13 protein-coding genes are annotated in these 21,231 nt (G+C 60.7%); 9 read left to right on the top strand and 4 right to left on the bottom strand.

Features of this window, described 5'->3' with window-relative positions:
* Window positions 1-123: 123 nt before the first annotated feature.
* The 5 genes from atpG (at window position 124) to M0D69_RS11585 (ending at window position 6,434) form a co-directional block, all read left to right on the top strand.
* Window positions 124-1,026: a F0F1 ATP synthase subunit gamma gene (gene atpG / locus M0D69_RS11565; protein WP_047895193.1), complete on the top strand. Its 903-nt coding sequence runs from the start codon at window positions 124-126 to the stop codon at window positions 1,024-1,026.
* Between the two features lie 68 nt (window positions 1,027-1,094).
* Window positions 1,095-2,489, top strand: a complete 1,395-nt coding sequence (gene atpD / locus M0D69_RS11570) for a F0F1 ATP synthase subunit beta (protein ID WP_301782155.1) — start codon at window positions 1,095-1,097, stop codon at window positions 2,487-2,489.
* Window positions 2,490-2,561: 72 nt separating this feature from the next.
* Complete coding sequence (locus M0D69_RS11575) at window positions 2,562-2,987, top strand: F0F1 ATP synthase subunit epsilon (RefSeq protein ID WP_301782156.1); 426 nt, start codon at window positions 2,562-2,564, stop codon at window positions 2,985-2,987.
* Between the two features lie 229 nt (window positions 2,988-3,216).
* Window positions 3,217-4,947 carry an AMP-binding protein gene (locus M0D69_RS11580; protein WP_301782157.1) on the top strand — a complete coding sequence of 577 codons (1,731 nt, stop codon included), beginning with the start codon at window positions 3,217-3,219 and terminating at the stop codon, window positions 4,945-4,947.
* A gap of 539 nt (window positions 4,948-5,486) precedes the next feature.
* The gene (locus M0D69_RS11585) at window positions 5,487-6,434 is read left to right on the top strand and encodes an alpha/beta hydrolase (protein WP_301782158.1); all 948 of its coding nucleotides are present in this window, start codon (window positions 5,487-5,489) and stop codon (window positions 6,432-6,434) included.
* Between the two features lie 117 nt (window positions 6,435-6,551).
* Here M0D69_RS11585 and M0D69_RS11590 read toward each other — a convergent pair whose 3' ends face one another.
* Window positions 6,552-7,427, bottom strand: a complete 876-nt coding sequence (locus M0D69_RS11590) for a transporter substrate-binding domain-containing protein (RefSeq protein WP_301782159.1) — start codon at window positions 7,425-7,427, stop codon at window positions 6,552-6,554.
* 334 nt (window positions 7,428-7,761) lie between these two features.
* Between M0D69_RS11590 and hemE the strand changes: the two genes are divergently transcribed.
* Window positions 7,762-8,850: a uroporphyrinogen decarboxylase gene (gene hemE, locus M0D69_RS11595; RefSeq protein ID WP_301782160.1), complete on the top strand. Its 1,089-nt coding sequence runs from the start codon at window positions 7,762-7,764 to the stop codon at window positions 8,848-8,850.
* A gap of 419 nt (window positions 8,851-9,269) precedes the next feature.
* Window positions 9,270-11,579 carry a primosomal protein N' gene (locus M0D69_RS11600; RefSeq protein ID WP_301782161.1) on the top strand — a complete coding sequence of 770 codons (2,310 nt, stop codon included), beginning with the start codon at window positions 9,270-9,272 and terminating at the stop codon, window positions 11,577-11,579.
* An 11-nt stretch (window positions 11,580-11,590) separates the two neighbouring features.
* Here M0D69_RS11600 and M0D69_RS11605 read toward each other — a convergent pair whose 3' ends face one another.
* Window positions 11,591-11,779, bottom strand: a complete 189-nt coding sequence (locus tag M0D69_RS11605; protein WP_301782162.1) for a hypothetical protein — start codon at window positions 11,777-11,779, stop codon at window positions 11,591-11,593.
* Window positions 11,780-12,106: 327 nt separating this feature from the next.
* Here M0D69_RS11605 and putA point away from each other — a divergent pair, with 327 nt between their 5' ends.
* Window positions 12,107-16,039, top strand: coding sequence for a trifunctional transcriptional regulator/proline dehydrogenase/L-glutamate gamma-semialdehyde dehydrogenase (gene putA, locus M0D69_RS11610; protein ID WP_301782163.1), 3,933 nt, complete (start codon window positions 12,107-12,109; stop codon window positions 16,037-16,039).
* Window positions 16,040-16,133: 94 nt separating this feature from the next.
* Window positions 16,134-17,282, top strand: coding sequence for a branched-chain amino acid ABC transporter substrate-binding protein (locus M0D69_RS11615; RefSeq protein ID WP_301782164.1), 1,149 nt, complete (start codon window positions 16,134-16,136; stop codon window positions 17,280-17,282).
* 69 nt (window positions 17,283-17,351) lie between these two features.
* On the opposite strand, the gene M0D69_RS11620 is transcribed toward M0D69_RS11615, so the two are convergent.
* A complete protein-coding gene (locus M0D69_RS11620) occupies window positions 17,352-19,043 on the bottom strand; it encodes an AMP-binding protein (RefSeq protein ID WP_301782165.1) in 1,692 nt (563 codons plus the stop codon).
* Between the two features lie 123 nt (window positions 19,044-19,166).
* Complete coding sequence (locus tag M0D69_RS11625; protein WP_301782166.1) at window positions 19,167-20,873, bottom strand: thiamine pyrophosphate-binding protein; 1,707 nt, start codon at window positions 20,871-20,873, stop codon at window positions 19,167-19,169.
* Window positions 20,874-21,231 lie beyond the last annotated feature (358 nt).

Here is a 21,231-nt window from a genome sequence, read left to right on the forward strand (position 1 = left end):
GAAATTTGAAGCGGCGCGGGCCGCTTCCTGGAAGAAAAGAAGCATCCCGCGCCACTTCGATAGCTTTGCATGGGCCCCGAGTAAGCGCTAAAGCGCTAACTCGGACCGACAAAGGAGTAAGCAATGGCTGGAATGAAGGAAATCCGCGGCAAGATCAAGAGCGTGCAAAACACGCGCAAGATCACCAAGGCGATGGAAATGGTGGCTGCGTCGAAAATGCGCCGCGCGCAGGAGCGCATGCGCTCTGCTCGCCCGTATGCCGACAAGATCCGCGACGTCGCGGCTCACATGAGCGCTGCCACGCCTGAGTATCGCCACCCGTTCATGGTTGAGAACAAGGGCGCGAAAGCGGCCGGCATGATCCTCGTCACGACCGATAAAGGTCTGTGCGGCGGCATGAACACGAACGTGCTGCGCGCGGCGCTCCTGAAGTTCAAGGAGCTCGAGCAGAAAGGTCAGACGATCGAAGCATCGGCAATCGGCAGCAAGGGTCTGGGCTTCCTGAACCGGTTGAAGGCCAAGACCGTGTCGCAAGTCACGCATCTGGGCGACACGCCGCATCTGGAAAAGCTGATCGGCGCGATCAAGGTTCAGCTCGACCTGTATTCGGAAGGCAAGATCAGCGCGGTGTATCTGGCATTCACGCGCTTCGTCAACACGATGAAGCAGGAAGCCGTGATCGAACAATTGCTGCCTTTGTCGGCAAGCGATTTCGCGCGCAAGGACGGCCTCGACTCGAAGAGCGAACTGGTCACACCGAAGACCTCGTGGGATTACATCTACGAGCCGGATGCGCAGACCGTGGTCGACGAGCTGCTCGTGCGTTATGTCGAAGCGCTCGTGTATCAGGCGGTGGCGGAAAACATGGCGTCGGAGCAATCGGCTCGCATGGTCGCCATGAAGGCCGCTTCGGATAACGCGAAGACCGTGATCGGTGAATTGCAGCTCGTGTACAACAAGAGCCGGCAAGCAGCGATTACGAAGGAATTGTCAGAAATCGTCGGTGGCGCAGCAGCGGTCGGTTGATCGCCCAAGCGTCGAATCGAACTGCGCCTGTCGCGCGAGTGAAGAATCAAGTATCTAAAGGAAATGCGATGAGTACTACTGCTTTGGTAGAAGGCAAGATCGTACAGTGCATCGGCGCGGTTATCGACGTGGAATTCCCGCGTTCCAACATGCCGAGAATTTACGACGCGCTCGTTTTGGAAGGTTCGGACCTGACGCTCGAAGTTCAGCAACAGCTGGGCGACGGCGTGGTTCGTACCATTTGTCTGGGTGCATCGGACGGATTGCGTCGCGGCACGGTGGTGAAGAACACCGGTTTGCCGATCAGCGTGCCAGTCGGCAAGCCGACGCTTGGCCGGATCATGGACGTGCTGGGTCGTCCTATCGATGAAGCGGGTCCGATCAACTCGGACATCACGCGCGGGATTCACCAGAAAGCGCCGAAGTTCGAAGAACTGTCGCCGTCGACGGAACTGCTCGAAACCGGCATCAAGGTGATTGACTTGATCTGCCCGTTTGCCAAGGGCGGTAAGGTCGGTCTGTTCGGTGGCGCCGGCGTGGGCAAGACCGTGAACATGATGGAACTGATCAACAACATCGCTAAAGAGCACGGTGGTTATTCCGTGTTCGCCGGTGTTGGCGAGCGTACCCGCGAAGGGAACGACTTCTATCATGAAATGAAGGATTCGAACGTTCTGGACAAGGTTGCGCTGGTGTATGGCCAGATGAACGAGCCGCCGGGCAACCGTCTGCGCGTGGCGCTGACCGGCCTGACGATGGCCGAGCATTTCCGCGACGAAGGTCTGGACGTGCTGTTCTTCGTGGACAACATCTACCGTTTCACGCTGGCTGGTACGGAAGTGTCGGCTCTGCTGGGACGTATGCCGTCGGCAGTGGGCTATCAGCCGACGCTGGCTGAAGAAATGGGCCGTCTGCAAGAGCGGATCACGTCGACGAAAACCGGCTCGATCACCTCGGTGCAAGCCGTGTACGTTCCTGCCGATGACTTGACCGACCCGTCGCCGGCGACCACCTTTGGTCACCTGGATGCAACCGTCGTGTTGTCGCGTGATATCGCTTCGCTGGGTATTTATCCGGCAGTGGATCCGCTTGATTCGACCTCGCGCCAGATCGACCCGAACGTGATTGGCGAAGAGCATTACGCCATCACGCGTGGCGTGCAGCAAACGCTGCAGCGCTACAAGGAATTGCGCGACATTATCGCGATTCTGGGCATGGACGAACTCGCGCCGGAAGACAAGCTCGCCGTTGCGCGCGCTCGTAAGATCCAGCGTTTCCTGTCGCAGCCGTTCCACGTCGCGGAAGTCTTCACGGGCTCGCCGGGCAAGTACGTGCCGCTGAAGGAAACCATCCGCGGCTTCAAGATGATCGTGGAAGGTGAGTGTGATCATCTGCCGGAGCAGGCGTTCTACATGGTCGGCACGATCGACGAAGCCTTCGAAAAGGCTAAGAAGATCCAGTAAGGGTCGGGTGTAACGCAGCAGGCGCTGGTTTCACTTGAGGCGAGCGCCTCGTAATACGCTCAAGGAGTCGATATGGCAACTATTCAAGTAGACGTCGTCAGCGCGGAAGAGCAGATCTTCTCGGGCCGGGCGAAGTTCGTCGCGCTGCCGGGCGAAGCGGGTGAACTCGGTATTCTGCCGGGCCACACGCCGCTCATCACGCGGATTCGTCCGGGTGCGGTGCGCATCGAAGCGGAAAACGGTGACGAAGAGTTCGTGTTCGTCGCGGGTGGGATTCTCGAGATTCAACCGGGCGTGGTGACGGTTCTCGCCGATACCGCGATCCGTGGTCAGGATCTCGATGAAGCCAAGGCGATCGAAGCGAAGAAACGCGCGGAAGAAGCGCTGCAGAACACGGGTTCGAACCTCGAGTACGCAACCGCGCAAGCGGAATTGGCGTACGCGACGGCTCAGATCGCGGCGATTCAGCGGCTGCGGAAATTGCGCGGTCAGCACTAAGTTTTCGCGAGTTTGACGAAATGAAAAAGCAGCCTTCGGGCTGCTTTTTTTATGGGTCTTACGAAGAGCGTCCACGCATTTCCGCATATCGGACAGGCGCGCATTCAGGCGGTTTTTGCGGGTAAGACTCAATGCCCCAACTCCCCCTCGCGATGCACAATTAGCCTTCCGAAACGCTTTCATGGCGCGGTGTCCCGCAGCGCGCCATCCCACGGAGGAGACCTTCGATATGCCTACCCAACCGATGCACGCCGGGCCGCAGATCGAACCACGCGACGGCCTGTCCTACGTTCGCGGCTCAACGGACATTCCTTTGAGCGATGCCACCGTTTCCCGTTTCCTGCGCGATACCGCCGCGAGATTTCCCGCGCGCTCGGCCGTGATCTTCCGCGAGCAGAACATCCGCTGGACCTGGCGTGAATTCGCCGACGAAGTCGATGTCCTCGCATCCGGCCTGTTATCGCTCGGTGTAGAAGTCGGTGACCGCGTGGGCATCTGGTCGCCGAATCGATCGGAATGGCTGCTCACGCAATTCGCCACCGCGCGGATCGGGGCGATTCTTGTGAACATCAACCCGGCGTATCGGCTGGCCGAGCTCGAATACGCGTTGAACAAGGTCGGCTGCAAGGCGCTGATCGCGGCGGAACAATTCAAGACATCGAAGTATCTGGAGATGCTTCAAACGCTCGCGCCGGAACTCGCTACCGCCGAACCCGGTTCACTCGATGCCGCGCGTTTCCCCGACCTTCGAGCTGTGATCCGGATGGGCGAAGGTGCGACGCCCGGCATGCTGCGTTTCCCCGATGTCATGTCCCGCGGCCGCGATCATCTAAACGCAGCACAACTCGATGCACTCGAATCGAAGCTCAGCGCTCACGATCCCATCAACATCCAGTTCACGAGCGGCACCACCGGCAATCCCAAGGGAGCCACGCTCACGCATCACAACGTGGTGAACAACGGCCGCTACATAGCGCATTCGATGTTGCTTACCGAGCTCGACTCGCTGTGCATCCCCGTGCCGCTGTATCACTGCTTCGGCATGGTGCTGGCGGTGCTTGCGTGCGTATCGGTGGGCGCGACCATGGTGTTCCCCGGCGAAGCCTTCGATCCTGCCGCCACGCTCGCCGCCGTCGATGAAGAACGCTGCACCGCGCTGCATGGCGTGCCGACGATGTTCATCGCGGAACTCGATCTTCCCAACTTCGATAGGTACGACCTGAGCCGTCTGCGCACCGGAATCATGGCCGGATCGCCGTGTCCGATCGAGACCATGAAGCGCGTGGTTGCCAAGATGAACCTGCGCGAGATCACCATCGCGTATGGGATGACCGAGACGAGCCCGGTGTCGTTTCAAAGCTCGACTACCGATCCTCTCGATAAACGCACCACGACCGTCGGCCAGATCCAGCCGCATCTGGAGGTGAAACTGGTCGACCCGCTCGGCGAAATCGTCCCGGTCGGCGAAACAGGCGAGCTCTGCACGCGCGGTTATTCGGTAATGAACGGCTACTGGGGCGACGAAGAAAAAACGCGCGAAGCGATCATCGATGGCTGGATGCACACCGGCGATCTGGCGACGCTCGACGCCGAAGGCTATTGCAATATCGTCGGACGCTTGAAGGACATGCTGATTCGCGGCGGCGAGAATATTTATCCGCGCGAGATTGAAGAATTCCTCTTCCGGCATCCGAAGATCCAATCGGCGCAGGTATTTGGTATTCCCGACCTCAAATACGGCGAGGAAGTCTGTGCCTGGATCGTTCTTCGACAAGGCGAGCACGCCACGCCCGAAGACATTCGCGAGTTCTGCCAAGGGCAGATCGCGCACTACAAGATTCCGCGGCACATTCGCTTCGTCGACGAGTTGCCGATGACCGTCACCGGTAAGGTCCAGAAGTTCATCATGCGGGCGAAGATGATCGAAGAACTGAAGCTATCGGAGGCTAAAACCGCGTAACTTCTGGGATCTACAACGAAAAATGGTCGCCGGGACAATCACGGCGACCATTTAAATTCTTACGCAAACGTTTGTACAGACGAAAAAAAAGCGGGCCTGGAGCCCGCTAAAAACCACACGCTACGGGGTTAGCGCGAGGAGACCAAGGGTGGGACATGGGCCGATCTATCTTCCACCGGCCAACGACCGCAACAAACATGTCCCTGAAGCTGGGATTCGGCACCGTGCCGACCGTCGAATGCAAATCAATACGTTGTAGATTTCCAACGCTGCATCCGATCACATCCGTGTTGAGACCGTTGAAGTGATTGTGGGCGAATAATCCGGGCATCGCCGTAACAAAGTGTTTCAGGTTGTAACCCTTGGCGCACAAGGCTCTGCGATTATTTCGTCGAGATTTTGCCGATTATTGTGATTAACAAGGCGATATTTCGGCGCACTTTAGAAATGGTTGCGCTGTCAAGCGCGATGCTTAGATTTTGACGACAATCAAAAGCCGTCGACCCGACCGGGCGGCGAATTGCACTGGAGACCCTCGCATGACCATCGATGTTGACCTTCTCGCCTATTACGCCAAGGTCGCCAAAGCTTTCCCGGAACTACCCGCCGACGCGGATCCGCTCGCGATCCGGCGGCAATTTCAGGACGTGGCGCGTGAGTTCGCCGCACCGCGTCCCGCTGGTGTGGATGTTGAAGATATGGTTCTGCCGCTCGATGGGCGTGCATTACGTACGCGTGTTTATCGGCCGGCGGACGCTAAGAAGCCGTTACCGCTCGTGGTTTATCTGCACGGTGGCGGCTGGGTGGTCGGCGATCTGGATACCCACGATCTGATGGTTGCGCGGTTGGCCGTGGATTCACATTGCGCGGTTGTGAGCGTGGATTACCGGATGGCGCCGGAGCATCCGTTCCCCGCGCCGGTTGATGATGCGCTCGACGCGCTGCTGTGGCTCGCGGAGCACCGTTCACGTCTGGGTTTCGCGACCAACAGGCTGGGCGTGGCCGGCGACAGCGCGGGCGGCCATCTCGCGGCCGTCGCGGCGCGCGCGGCAAACGATCGCGTAGCAGGTCTCGTCACCGCGCAATTGCTGATTTACCCGGTCGCGCGCTGTCGATTCGAGGGCGGCAGCTTTACGGCGAACGCCGAAGGGCCAGGCTTGAGCACTGAAGAAATGAAGTTCTACTGGGCGCAATTCCTGACGGCCGAACCGCCCGCCGACGACGATGTGCGCGCGTTTCCGCTCGCTCAGTCCTACGATCGGACGCCGGCGCGGGCGTTGATTGTCGCGGCGGCCTACGATCCGCTCTACGACGATGCCCACGAATTCGCGCGTTTTCTCGAAGCGAACGGCGGGCGCACCGAGGTTATCGACGCGCATGACATGACGCACGGATTCGGCCGAATCCAGGCGCATTCGAAAGCCGCGGCCGCCTGGATGAAGAAAACGTCGGAACGGTTCGGTGACTTGTTACACGCAACGCGTTGACTTTTCGATGCCGAGAGACGTCGACTTACGAATTGCTTGCGGTGAGCGGCCCAGCGCGTCGAACCGCCGCGCTTGAGCCGTTTAGCGAATAGGGCGACGTAACCCTAAACGTCGCCTTCATTTCAGCCATTTATCGAGGACCGCCTGGAACTCGCCTGTCGAGCGCGACAGGTGCAGCCACTGGTCGACGTACTGCTGAAACGCGGCATCGCCGCGTGGCAGCAGATACGCTTTCTCCCCGAACTGGAAGGGCTTGTCCGGATGCACCGAGCACAGGCCGGGATTCAGCTTTTGCTGGAGGAGCGTTTCGGAGGCGTCGGTGACCATCACGTCGGCTTGGCCGTCGAGGATCTGTTTGAAGATGGTCACGTTGTCGGGGTACTCGATCAGTTGCGAGTGCGTGAAGAACTGCTTCGCAAACTTCTCGTTCGTGCCGCCCGGATTGACGATGGTGCGCACGCCGGGTTGATCGATCTGCGCGACGGTCTGGTATTTGTCGACGTCGCCGCAGCGGGCGATCGGCGTCTTGCCGTCCACCATATACGGTTGCGTGAAGAACGCGCGTTTCTGGCGTTCGAGCGAGGTCGAAACGCCGCCGACCGCGATGTCGCACTTCGCGATGAAATCGTTCATCAGGTTTGACCACGACGTCTTGATGAATTCGGCTTTGACGTTCATCGACTGTGCGAGGTTTTGCGCCGTGTCGATGTCGATGCCTTCGAACTGGCCATCCGGTTTCAGGAATGAGTACGGTTTGTAGTCGCCCGTTGTGCAGACGCGCAGTGTGCCGCGCGCGAGGATTTCATCGAGTCTCGATGGTGCGTGCGTGGCGGCCGGAGCGCTGGCCGACGACGCGGCGCCGGACGCTGCCGTGATACTGCCGGCCTGCACGGTCTGCGCCCGCGCGCCGACGGCGAAGCCGAGCAGCAGGGTGCAAGCACCGGTGCCAAGGACGCCGCGAAGCGATGCACAACCAAGGGCAAAAACTCTCATCGATACTCCTCGAAAGATCAATTCAGCCGCCGATGATATCGAAGGAGATTTTCGTTCGCACCAGGGTTTTGGTTTTGGTTTTGGTTTTGGTTTTGGTTTGGGGCGGGGCGGGGCGGGCGGTGCTGGGGTGGTAGTTTCAGGGTTCGCGGTCGGAGTCGGTGCTGGGTTGGTGCTTTCGGACTATCTATAAAGGCCGAAAGCACCAACCCGGGCATAAACCCAGCCCCACGAGCGCAAGAACCCCAACCCCCGAGCGCGAGCGAAACCTCCCGCCCGAGTGCGAACGAAAACCCCCGTCCGGTAGAATGACCCTTTGCCCAACGCCCCAAGCCACGTGCCTTCCACACTCCTGAACGACACTTTCCTGCGCGCGCTGCAGCGCCAGCCCACCGACTACACGCCGATCTGGTTAATGCGACAGGCGGGCCGCTACTTGCCCGAGTACAACGCCACGCGTTCGCGCGCCGGCAGTTTCCTCGGTCTCGCGACGAATCCCGATTACGCGACGGAAGTCACGCTTCAGCCGCTCGAACGCTTTCCGCTCGACGCCGCCATCCTGTTCTCGGACATCCTGACCATCCCCGATGCAATGGGCCTCGGCCTGAATTTCGTCCAGGGCGAAGGTCCGCGATTCGAGCGCACGGTCCGCACGGAAGAAGACGTTGCCAAGCTGCACGTGCCGGATATCGACGCCACGCTGCGCTACGTGACCGACGCGGTATCGCAAATCCGCCGTGCACTCACCGACGCCCAAGGCCGCCAGAAAGTGCCGCTGATCGGTTTTTCAGGCAGCCCGTGGACGCTCGCCTGCTACATGGTGGAGGGCGGCGGATCGCCCGATCACCATACGGTCAAAGCAATGGCTTACACGCGGCCGGACCTGATGCATCGCATCCTCGATATCAACGCGCAGGCAGTCATCGCTTATCTGAACGCGCAGATCGAAGCAGGCGCACAAGCCGTGATGATCTTCGACACCTGGGGTGGCGCCCTGGCCGATGGCGCTTATCAACGCTTCTCGCTCGATTACATCGCGAAGGTGGTCGCGGGATTGAAGCGCGAGCACGACGGCGTCAAAGTGCCGGTGATCACGTTCACGAAGGGTGGCGGTTTGTGGCTCGAACAGATCGCGGCAATCGGCGTGGACGCAGTCGGTCTCGACTGGACCGTGAACCTGCGCCAGGCGCGCGAGAAAGTCGGAGACCGTGTTGCGCTGCAGGGAAACATCGATCCGTCGGTGCTGTTCGCGTCGCCCGCCGTGATTCGCACCGAGGCGCGCGCCGTGCTCGACAGCTTCGGCAACTTCCCGGGCCATGTCTTCAACCTGGGCCACGGTATTTCACAGTTCACGCGTCCGGAGAACGTGGCGGAGCTCGTCGATGAAGTGCATCGCCATAGTCGCGCCATTCGGGCAAAGAACTGACGTTTGGTCAAAAAAGATTGCTGCCATGCGTCATGAAAAGTTCACGTCAAACGTTTGACCGGTTAGACAAAAGTGGCTCGAAATGCCCGTAGATTGGCCGTTCCGCCAATGTCAAGAGTTGACTTATGCACATTTTGTACGTTGCGGCGCGCAATCTTCAATTCAGACCTAAGAGCCCTGATGAAGACATGTTTTGTGTCTTCAAATACATGATTAATAAGAGAAATTCAGTTTCAAAACTGAATGTGGGCTACCGCACACAACAAGCGAGATCGCCACTTTTTGTCCCTGTCAATCAAAGTTCTCAACAAAGTTATCCACAGGCCTGTGGAAAGCTTCGAAATCTCAAAAATAATCCGCAAGTTAGCGTCGATTGTGATGTTTCACTTTAACTACGCGCCGGACAGCCCGATGGTCAGGTGGAAGGGTTGCGGCAGCCCGGCTTGCAGCGGGTGCGGCAATTGAGCCTCTTTGTCCGGGTCGCGCTGGACCATCCTTTGCCGACGCTTTTCGACTATCGATACGACCTGGCACCCACGCCGCTTCCCGGCATGCTGGTGCGGATTCCGTTCGGCCGCCGCGATGCCGTTGGCATGATTTGCGAGGTGACGGATCGTAGCGACGTGCCGCTGGACAAGCTGCGCGATGTGGCAGCCATTTGCAGCACGCTCGCGCCGCTCGCCGATGAATGGCGCGCGCTGACGCTGTTTGCGGCCGAGTATTACCAGCGTGGTCTGGGCGAGGTGGCGCTACCTGCGCTGCCGCAGGTTTTGCGTGATGCTTCGCGCTGGGCGAAATTGCTGGCGCCGGAGGAGCGGTATCGGCTGATGCCGGAAGGGCGCGCGAGTTTGCCCGACGCGTTGCCGGCGCGCGCGACTGCACTGCGCCGTCTCGCCGATGCACTCGCCGCGAACCCTACATTGCCCGCCGCCGATGCTCGAGCACTGCATCCCAAAGCGCGCGCGACGCTCGATGAATGGCAAATGCGCGGATGGGTATCGCTGGAAACGGGTGAGGTCGCTGAGCAAGACATCGCGCTGGCGCCGGAGATCGAAAAGGCCGCGCTGCACGCCAGCGACGCGCTTTTGCCGCACCTGACCGCCGAACAGGCCGATGCCGTCGATGCGATAACCGGCGTGAAGGGTTTCGCCGCGTTCCTGCTGCACGGCGTGACCGGCAGCGGCAAAACCGAGGTTTATCTCCACGCGCTGGCCGACTTGCTGAGCGCGCGTCCCGACGCGCAAGCGCTCGTGCTTGTCCCGGAAATTAATCTCACGCCGCAATTCGAAGCCGCCTTCCGCACGCGCTTTGCCGCGCTGCCGGAAGGCGCCATCGTCACGATGCATAGCGGGCTGGCGGAAGGCGAGCGCGCGCGCAACTGGCTCGCCGCTCACACCGGGCGCGCACGGCTTGTGCTCGGGACGCGGCTGGCGATCCTCGCATCGCTGCCCAAGCTGTCACTGATTGTCGTCGATGAGGAACACGATCCCGCCTACAAGCAGCAAGAAGGCTTGCGATATTCGGCGCGCGATCTCGCCGTTTATCGCGCGAAGGAGCTTGGGATTCCGGTTGTGCTGGGGTCGGCGACACCGTCTTTAGAAAGCTGGTGGCAGGCAGAGCAGGGCCGATACACCAAGCTGACGCTGACGCGCCGCGCCGTGGCTACAGCGGTTTTGCCGAGCGTGCGGCTGATCGACCTGGAGGAAGAGCGGCAGCGTGGGCGGGCATCGGTGGAGGGGTTATCCGGGCCGCTCATCGCCGCGATGAAAACGCGCCTGGAACGCGGCGAACAAAGCCTCGTGTTCCTCAACCGGCGCGGTTACGCGCCCATCCTTTCCTGCGATGCCTGCGGCTGGGTTGCCGGCTGTCCGCGATGCAGCGCCTACGTTGTGCTCCACAAGCCAGAACGCGCGCTGCGTTGCCACCATTGCGGGTGGGAATCGCGGATTCCCAAATCCTGCCCGGACTGCGGCAACGTGGATATCGCGCCGATGGGACGCGGCACGCAGCGCGTGGAAGAAACGCTCGCGACGGCGGTGCCGGGCGCACGGGTGTTGCGTATCGATGCCGACAGCACGCGGCGCAAAGGCAGCGCACAAGCCCTTTTCTCCGATGTCCACGCGGGCGAGGTCGATATCCTCGTCGGCACGCAGATGATCGCGAAGGGGCACGACTTCCAGCGCGTGACGCTGGTCGGCGTGCTCAACGCCGATACCGCGCTTTTTTCTCACGATTTCCGGGCGAGCGAGCGGCTTTTTGCCCAGTTGATGCAGGTGAGCGGGCGGGCGGGGCGCGCCGGATTGCCGGGCGAAGTGATGATCCAGACGCGCTACGCGCGCCACGCGCTTTTTCACGCGCTGGCCCGGCATGACTATGTTGGTTTTGCCAACTCCACGCTGGCCGAACGCCGCGATGCGCATTTACCGCCGTTCGTCTATCAGGCGATGCTTCGCGCCGAAGGGCGCACGCTGGAGGCGGCGCTGGACTTTCTAGGAGCCGCGGCGGCGGAGTTCGCCGCGCTGGCCGGCGCCGAACGCGTGACCGTGTACGACGCGGTGCCGTTGACTATCGTGAAGGTGTTTAACGTGCATCGCGCACAGTTGCTGCTGGAATGCGCGTCGCGGGCGGTTTTGCAGAATGCGCTGCGGGCCTGGCAGCCGGCGTTGCGCAGCCTGAAGGTCAAGGGCGTGATCCGATGGAATGTCGAAGTCGATCCGCTCGATATCTAAGCGCTTCAGATTCAGCCAGCGCGCCCGCCATCCGTACCCTGCACGCGTGCAACCGCCAGGCCGCCGACCGTCATGTCGTGGCCATCGTCGCGGGTACCGCTCTCAGGACGCTCGACGTGCGGATGCGCGCCGCGGATGAACAACACCACACACAGCGCACACATCGCCCAAATACTGCAAAAAATCATCAAGGTGCTCATGTTCCCTTCTCCCCGAAACCGCGCGGCTGATTGTAAGACGGCCCGCAAAGTTTCATCGCTGGTATGGCCGTACCAGTTCTTATCGGCACCAGGCAGCAATTAATTAGGGGTAACTCGAAAAATTTATCAAACGCGAAATCCTAGAGCACACGGCGCCGGCGGCGCCATCCTCAATTACCCGTAATTCCTTGTTCCGAAAGGAGTTTCAAACGATTTCCAAAAGGTGCAACCCGTCTTGAAATGTTGGTTGCACCTTTTTTATGCGCGGGTTACGATTCGGCCACTTTTCAAGCTATCGCCGGTCCCGATTCCGGCAAGGAAGGATATATGGCGAGCACCACCCTGGGCGTCAAAGTCGACGATCTGCTGCGCACCCGCCTGAGAGACGCCGCCACGCGCCTCGAACGCACGCCGCACTGGCTGATCAAGCAAGCCATCTTCGCGTATCTCGAACGCATCGAACATGGACAGTTGCCACCCGAACTGTCCGGTGCAATCGGTTCAACCGATACGCTGGAATCCTCCGCGCATTCCGAGTCTGAAGAGGACGGCGCGCCTCATCCCTTCCTGGATTTCGCCCAGAACGTGCAACCGCAATCCGTGTTGCGCGCGGCGATTACGGCGGCGTACCGGCGTCCGGAGCCAGAATGCGTGCCGTTCTTGATCGGTCAGGCACAACTGTCGGCTGGTATTGCCAGTGAAACGAATGCAATGGCGACGAAGCTCGTCGAAGCGCTGCGCAAGAAGCAAACGGGCGGCGGTGTCGAAGGGCTGATCCACGAGTTTTCGCTCTCCAGCCAGGAAGGCGTCGCGCTGATGTGTCTCGCGGAAGCCCTGCTGCGCATTCCCGATCGCGCCACCCGCGACGCGCTTATCCGCGACAAGATCAGCAAAGGCGACTGGCGCTCGCATATGGGCCAGGCGCCGTCGCTGTTTGTAAATGCAGCGACGTGGGGCCTGATGATCACCGGCAAGCTGGTGACGACGAATAGCGAAGCCGGGTTGTCATCGGCGTTGACGCGTCTGATCGGCCGTGGCGGTGAGCCGCTGATCCGCAAGGGCGTCGATATGGCCATGCGGCTGATGGGCGAACAATTCGTCACCGGCGAGACGATTTCGGAAGCGCTCGCGAATAGCCGCAAGTTCGAAGCGCGCGGTTTCCGCTATTCCTACGACATGCTCGGCGAAGCAGCAACGACCGAAGAAGACGCTGTGCGCTATTACGCATCGTATGAACAAGCGATTCACGCGATCGGCAAGGCGGCGGGATCGCGCGGTATTTACGAAGGCCCGGGGATTTCGATCAAGCTGTCCGCGCTGCATCCGCGTTACTCGCGCTCGCAGCAAGAACGCACGATGACCGAGTTGCTGCCGCGCGCGAAAGCGCTGGCGCTGCTCGCGCGGCGTTATGACATCGGCTTGAACATCGATGCGGAAGAGGCCGATCGGCTCGAAATTTCGCTCGATCTGCTCGAAGCGCTTTGCTTCGATCCCGAACTGGCCGGCTGGAACGGCATCGGTTTCGTGGTGCAGGCGTACCAAAAGCGCTGCCCGTTTGTTATCGATTATTTGATCGATCTCGCGCGTCGTAGTCGTCACCGGATCATGGTTCGGCTGGTCAAAGGCGCGTACTGGGATTCGGAAATCAAGCGCGCACAAGTCGATGGCCTCGAAGGTTATCCGGTCTATACGCGCAAGATCTACACGGACATTTCGTATGTGGCGTGCGCGAAGAAATTGCTCAGCGCGCCCGATGCCGTGTATCCGCAATTCGCTACGCATAACGCGTTCACGTTGTCCGCTATCTATCACCTCGCCGGAGGGAATTATTACCCCGGTCAGTACGAGTTCCAGTGTCTGCACGGCATGGGCGAGCCGCTGTACGAAGAAGTCACTGGCCGCGACAAGCTGAACCGGCCGTGTCGCGTGTATGCGCCTGTTGGCACGCACGAAACGTTGCTCGCGTATCTCGTGCGGCGTCTGCTTGAGAACGGCGCGAATACGTCGTTCGTGAACCGCATCGCCGATAAAACCATTGCTGTCAGCGAGCTCGTGCAGGATCCCATCGACGAAGCGTCTAGGCTCACGCCGCTCGGTTTGCCGCACGCAAAGATCGCTCTGCCGCGTCAGTTGTACGGCAGCGAGCGCCCCAATTCGATGGGCTTCGATTTGTCGAATGAGCATCGGCTGGCGTCGTTGTCGTCGGCGTTGCTGGCGAGCGCGAATCATCCGTGGCGCGCGGCTCCGATGCTGGAAACAGGCGACGTGGTGGAAGGCGTAGCACGCGATGTCCGCAATCCCGCTGACCTGCGCGATCTGGTTGGAACGGTCGTCGAGGCAACGTCCGAGCAAGTCGCTTTGGCGATTTCCAACGCTGTCGCCGCCGCGCCGATCTGGCAATCGACGCCCGTCGATGAACGCGCCGATTGCCTCGCTCGCGCCGCTGACTTGCTCGAAGCGCAAATGCATACGCTGATGGGCCTGGTCGTGCGCGAAGCGGGAAAATCGCTGTCGAATGCGGTGTCGGAGATTCGCGAGGCTATCGACTTCTTGCGCTACTACTCGGCGCAAATCCGCAGCGAGTTTTCCAACGATACCCATCGTCCGCTGGGTCCCGTGGTCTGTATCAGCCCGTGGAACTTCCCGCTGGCGATCTTCATGGGACAAGTGGCCGCGGCGCTTGCTGCCGGTAATCCGGTGCTTGCAAAACCAGCGGAACAAACCCCGCTGATCGCCGCGCAAGCCGTGCGCATTCTGCGCGAAGCCGGCGTGCCGCCGGGCGCGGTGCAACTCCTGCCGGGCAATGGCGAGACCGTAGGCGCAGCGCTGGTCGCCGATCCACGCACGCGCGCCGTGATGTTCACCGGCTCGACCGAAGTCGCGCGCTTGATCAACAAGACCTTGTCCGAACGCCTCGATCCCGATGGCCGGCCGATTCCGCTGATCGCGGAGACGGGCGGGCAGAACGCGATGATCGTCGATTCGTCGGCGCTGGCCGAGCAAGTGGTCGCGGACGTGTTGCAGTCGTCCTTCGATTCCGCCGGTCAACGTTGTTCGGCGCTGCGTGTTTTGTGTCTGCAGGACGATGTCGCGGACCGCACGCTCGAGATGCTCACCGGCGCGATGCAACAACTCTCGATGGGCAATCCCGACCGCCTCTCCACCGATGTCGGCCCCGTGATCGATGCCGAAGCGAAGCAGAGCATCGACGCGCACGTGGCATCGATGCGCGAGAAGGGCCGCAACGTCGTGCAACTTCCCGTGCCCGATGGCTGCGCACAAGGCACGTTCGTCCCGCCGACGCTGATCGAACTGGATTCCATCGATGAGTTGAAGCGCGAAGTGTTCGGCCCGGTCCTGCATGTGGTTCGGTATCGCCGGGCGCATCTTGATAAACTGCTCGACCAAATTAAAGCGACGGGTTACGGGCTGACGTTGGGGATCCATACGCGTATCGATGAAACCATCGCGCATGTGGTGAGCCGGGCGCACGTGGGCAACATCTACGTGAACAGGAACGTGATTGGCGCCGTGGTCGGCGTGCAGCCGTTCGGCGGCGAAGGTCTGTCGGGCACGGGACCGAAAGCGGGCGGCGCGCTGTACTTGCAGCGGCTCCTTGCCAAGCGTCCGACAGGTTTGCCGAAGTCGCTGGAAAGCGCGCTGATCGTGGACGAGACAGCGTCGAACGAAACGCCGGCCGCACTGACCGCATTCCGCGACTGGGCCATCGCCGAGCGCGATCCGCAGACGGCAGCACGGTGCGAAAGCCATCTGCAACACGTGATGGCCGGCGCAACCGCCGTGCTGGCCGGCCCGACCGGCGAGCGCAACACGTACACGCTCGGCGCACGCGGAACGGTTCTTTGCGTGGCATCGACGGCAAGCGGCGCTCGCGCGCAACTCGCCGCCGTGCTGGCTACCGGCAACAAAGCGCTGTTTTCGGGCGCGGCGGGCGAACAACTCGTCGCCGCGTTGCCGGCGTCGCTGAAGGCGTATGCTTCGACGCGCAAGAACCAGGACGCGACCTTCGATGCGGTTTTGTTCGAAGGCGACAGCGACGAATTAATGGCGCTGGTGAAGGACGTTGCGAAACGCCCGGGACCGATCGTCTCGGTGCAGGGCGTGCCGGCGGGGGCATTCGCCGACAACGCTCACGACGGCGAGCAGGACTACGCGCTCGAACGGTTGCTGACGGAACGCTCGGTGAGCGTGAACACGGCGGCCGCAGGCGGCAATGCGAATTTGATGACGATCGGCTGAGCTGTATTCAGCATGGCCGGTCGGCTCAAACAAACGGCAGCAGGCACGGCGATCCCGGCACACGCTGCCACTTACATGGGAATCAGGAGAGTTTATGGATTACACGATGAAGAAGCTGGCAGCCGCGATGTTTATCGCCGGACTGTCGCTCGCGGGAACGGCTCAAGCGCAGACGGCCGAGGATGTGAAAGTAGGTTTCGCCGGCCCGATGACCGGCGCGCAAGCGCACTACGGCAAGGATTTCCAGAACGGCGTGGTGCTCGCGGTTGAAGACTTCAACGCGACCAAGCCCGTGATCGGCGGCAAGCCGGTTCGCATCGTGCTCGATTCCGCCGATGACCAGGCCGACCCGCGCACCGGCACGACCGTGGCGCAAAAGCTCGTGGACGACAACGTCAAGGGCATGCTCGGTCACTTCAATTCGGGCACGACGATCCCCGCTTCGCGCATCTACGCGAACGCCGGCATTCCCGAGATCGCGATGGCGACCGCGCCGGAATACACGACGCAAGGCTACAAGACCGCGTTCCGCATGATGACCTCCGATACGCAGCAAGGGTCGGTAGCCGGCGAGTTCGCGGTGAAGACGCTGAAGATGAAGAAGATCGCGATCGTCGATGACCGCACGGCTTATGGTCAGGGTCTCGCCGACCAGTTCGAGAAGGCAGCGAAAGCAGCGGGCGCGACCGTCGTGGACCGTGAATACGCGAACGACAAGGCCGTCGATTTCAAGGCAATCCTGACCAAGCTCAAGTCGATGAACCCGGACCTCGTGTACTACGGCGGCGCCGATTCGCAAGCTGGCCCGATGGTCAAGCAGATGAAGACGCTCGGCATGCGCGCGCCGTTGATGGCGGGCGAAATGGTTAAGACCGACACGTTCCTGAAGATCGCCGGCGATGCAGCCGACGGCACGGTGGCATCGCTTGCCGGTTTGCCGCTTGAAGAAATGCCGGGTGGCGCGGGTTATGTGGCCAAGTACAAGAAGCGCTTCAACGAAGACGTGCAAACGTACTCGCCGTACGCGTACGACGGCGCAATGGCAATGTTCATGGCGATGAAGACCGCGAACTCCACCGATCCGGCGAAGTATCTGCCGATGCTCGCTAAAACCGACATGGCAGGCGTGACCTCGAAGCAGCTCGCGTACGACTCGAAGGGCGATTTGAAGAACGGCGGGATTACGCTGTACAAGGTCGTTGGCGGGAAGTGGACGACGCTGCAGAGCGTGGGTGGCAAGTAAGTTTCAGGTTTGGTGTTAGTTTTGGAAGCCCCGCACGCGTTCTGCGCTGCGGGGCTTTTTTTTTGCGTACTACGCGCTGAAATCCTCTTCCCAGTATTCATTCTCGCGACGCGCATCGCTGCTTCGCGCTTCTTCGGTTTTCCTTAGTTCTACGCGACGAATCTTGCCCGAGATGGTCTTCGGCAATTCATAGAACTCGATGCGTCGAATGCGCTTGTAGGGCGCCAGTTTCTGCGCGGTGAACTTCAGGATTTCGCCGGCGGTCTCCTTCGTTGGTTCGTAACCGTTGCGCAATGCGACGAATGCTTTCGGCACCGATAACCGCAACGGGTCAGGACTCGGCACCACGGCCGCTTCGCCGACCGCCGGATGCTCGATCAGCACACTCTCCAACTCGAACGGACTGATGCGGTAATCCGCTGCTTTGAAGACGTCGTCGGAGCGGCCTACGTAGGTGAAGTAACCATCGGCGTCGATGGACGCAACATCGCCCGTGCGATAGTGGCCGCCGCGCATGGCCTGCTGCGACTTCGATGGATCGTCCACGTAACCGTCCATCAAGCCTAGCGGTTTGGGGTCGAGGATCAACGCGAGTTCGCCTTCTTGCGCGGGGTTGTCGTCGTGGTCGAGCAGCGTGATGCGATAGCCGGGCAACGGCCTTCCCATCGATCCCGGCTTCATCGGCTGACCCGGCGAGTTGGCGATTTGCGCTGTGGTTTCCGTCTGGCCGAAACCATCGCGTAACGTGAGGTTCCACGCCTTTTTCACACGCTCGATAATCTCGGGATTCAACGGTTCGCCCGCGCCGACGACTTCGCGCAAGTGCACCTTATACGCCGATAAATCTTCCTGGATCATCATCCGCCAGACGGTTGGCGGTGCGCACAGCGTCGTGATCTGGTGCTTGACGAGCGCCTCCAGCGTGGCCTTTGCGCTGAAGCGCGACGTGTTGTGGATGAACACGGTCGCGCCCGCGTTCCACGGAGCGAAGACGCAACTCCACGCGTGTTTTGCCCAGCCGGGCGAGCTGATGTTCAGATGGACATCGCCGGGTTTCAGGCCGATCCAATACATGGTCGACAAGTGGCCCACCGGGTAGCTTTGATGGCTATGCAAAACAAGCTTCGGGCGGCTCGTCGTGCCGCTCGTGAAATACAGCAGCAACGGATCGGTTGCCAGCGTCCTGCCTTCGGGCTCGAACGACGGGCTTTCGTTGAAGGCGTCGGCGAAATCCAGCCAGCCTTCGGGCAACGCGGCACTTTGCGGAATCGCTACTGCGATGCGGGTTTTGGTTTTATCGATGGAATCGAACTTCGCCGTTTCACTCGATGCCACGATCACATGCTTCACCTCGCCGCGCGTCATGCGATCGGCGATGTCGGCCGGGGTGAGCAACATGGTCGCCGGAATGGTGACTGCGCCAAGTTTCATCGCGGCGAGCATGGTTTCCCAAAGCGCCGGCTGGTTCGGCAGCATCAGCAAGATCCGCTCGCCTCGCTGGACGCCGTGCTGCCTCAGCCAGTTGGCCAACTGGTTCGATCTCGCGGATAACTCCGCATACGAAAGCTTTGTTTCTTCTCCGCTTTCCTCGACCACCCACAGCGCCGGTTCGAGGTTGCTGCGCGCGTATTCATCGAACCAGTCGAGCGCCCAGTTGAACTCCGTGAGCTCTGGCCACGAAAAGTCTTTATACGCGGTGGCGTAGTCGTCGCGATGACGTAGCAGGAAGTCTCTTGCCTGCAGAAATGCTTGCGATGCCATGGTCGTGCGTCTCCTGGATTTTGTTCGCTTTCGCTTTGGCCTTGTTCCGGCTCATTTGCGCAGGTCTTCGTGAAACCTGCTGCTTTGCGAGTGTTCATGGCCGCCACGGTACGTGGCCGGCGCTCACTTTTGCCGCAGCTTTTCTCCTTGTTCCCTTACCTGATCCAAGGTCGCGGCCGGGGTGCTTGCATCCTGTGGAATCCTTATTTCTATCACCGATGGCAATCCTGTTTTTACCGCACGCTCGAACGCCGGCATGAATTGCGCCGTCGATTCCACGAGCTCTCCATGCGCCCCGAACGCGCGCGCGTAGGCCGCGAAGTCGGGGTTCGTCAGCGCCGTTCCATGCACGCGATTCGGATAGTGGCGTTCCTGATGCATACGGATCGTGCCGTATTGCTGGTTGTTCACCACCACGAATATCACGGCGAGGTGGTACTGCATTGCCGTCGCCAATTCCTGGCTCGACATCATGAAACATCCATCGCCCGCAAAGGCCACTACCACGCGGTCCGGATACAGCGACTTCGCCGCAATCGCCGCGGGCACGCCGTAACCCATCGCGCCACTCGTCGGCGCAACCTGCGACCGGTAATGCCGATACGCATAGTGCCGATGCAACCACGTCGCATAATTCCCGGCGCCATTCGTCACGATGGCATCGGCGGGAAGGCGCTCGCTTAGCTGCTCCATGATCTCGCCAAGCTGGACATCGCCGAGCATGGGCCGCGGCTTGCGCCACGCCAGATATGCGTCATGTGCTGCTTCAATAGCGCCGCTCCATGGAATGACTGCGGGTGGGTTCAGTGCCACCAACGCCGACACCATCTCCGGCATGCCCGAAACAATCGGCAGATCCGCCGAATACACGCGCCCAAGTTCTTCCGCGCCTTGATGTACGTGAATCAGCGTTTGCTTCGTCTTGGGGATGTCGAGCAATGTGTAACCGCCCGTCGTCGATTCGCCCATTCGGGGACCTAACACGAAGAGCAAATCGGCTTCGCGAATGCGTGCGGCGAGCGCGGGGTTGATTCCGAGGCCGACATCGCCGGCATAGTTCGGATGGTTGTTATCCAAGGTGTCCTGAAAGCGGAACGCGCATCCCACGGGAAGTTGCCACGCCTCCACGAAGCGCGCGAAATCCGCTGTAGCTTCCGGCGTCCACCCGCTGCCGCCGGCAATCACAAATGGCTTCTTCGATACCGCCAGCAGCACGCGCAATCGTTCGATTTGCGCCGGCGCGGGCGCCGCTGCGACGCGCTGATAACGCGGCGCACCCGGCACGGCTTCGCATGCATCGCTCAGTACATCTTCGGGCAGCGCGAGTACAACCGGACCCGGACGACCCGAGGTCGCAACGTGGAACGCGTGACTCAGATATTCGGGAATACGGCGCGGATCGTCGATTTGCGCGACCCACTTCGCCATCTGCCCGAACATGCGCCGGTAGTCGATCTCCTGAAACGCCTCGCGATCCATGTGCTCGCGGGCGCACTGGCCGATTAACAGGATCATGGGCGTGGAATCCTGGAATGCCGTATGAACGCCGATCGATGCATGAGTGGCGCCTGGGCCGCGCGTAACGAGCGCCACGCCAGGGCGGCCGGTCAGTTTGCCTACTGCCTCGGCCATGTTTGCCGCTGCTGCCTCGTGACGGCACACGATGGTCTGGATGCGACTGGTTTCATCGTGGAGGGAATCGAGGATGGCGAGAAAGCTTTCGCCGGGCACGCAGAACACGCGTTCGACGCCGTGCGTCAACAGCGCATCGACGACCAGTCGTGCGCCGGTGGTGGAGAGGGAATGAGAAGACGTGACAGCAGATGCCATACGATGAAATCTCCCGGAAGGTTCGCGCGGGACGCGAACGGGCAATGGATTTCATAGCTTACGCTTGGGCGGGGCGCCGGCGCTAGGCCGGGGTTTTGCTGGGGCAACGATTCCATGGGCGCGTTGAACTTGCCCGAGAGCGTTGGGGGCGAAGCGTGTTCGTGTCAGGATTCGCGAGAAGGAGGGGTTCAAACATTGGTGAGTCTGGCGAGCACCGTGCTATCAGGTGCCAAAAACTTCTAGCCTGCACGCTAGGAACACTAACTTGCCGATGGTTGGAAAGCGCTTTCTTTGCTTCGTTTCTTTTTCGCCGCGTTGGACAAAGAAACGACGCGCCGCCACGCACAGTGGCTAATAG

Source organism: Caballeronia sp. SEWSISQ10-4 2 (assembly GCF_030464885.1).
In the GTDB taxonomy this organism is placed as follows: domain Bacteria; phylum Pseudomonadota; class Gammaproteobacteria; order Burkholderiales; family Burkholderiaceae; genus Caballeronia.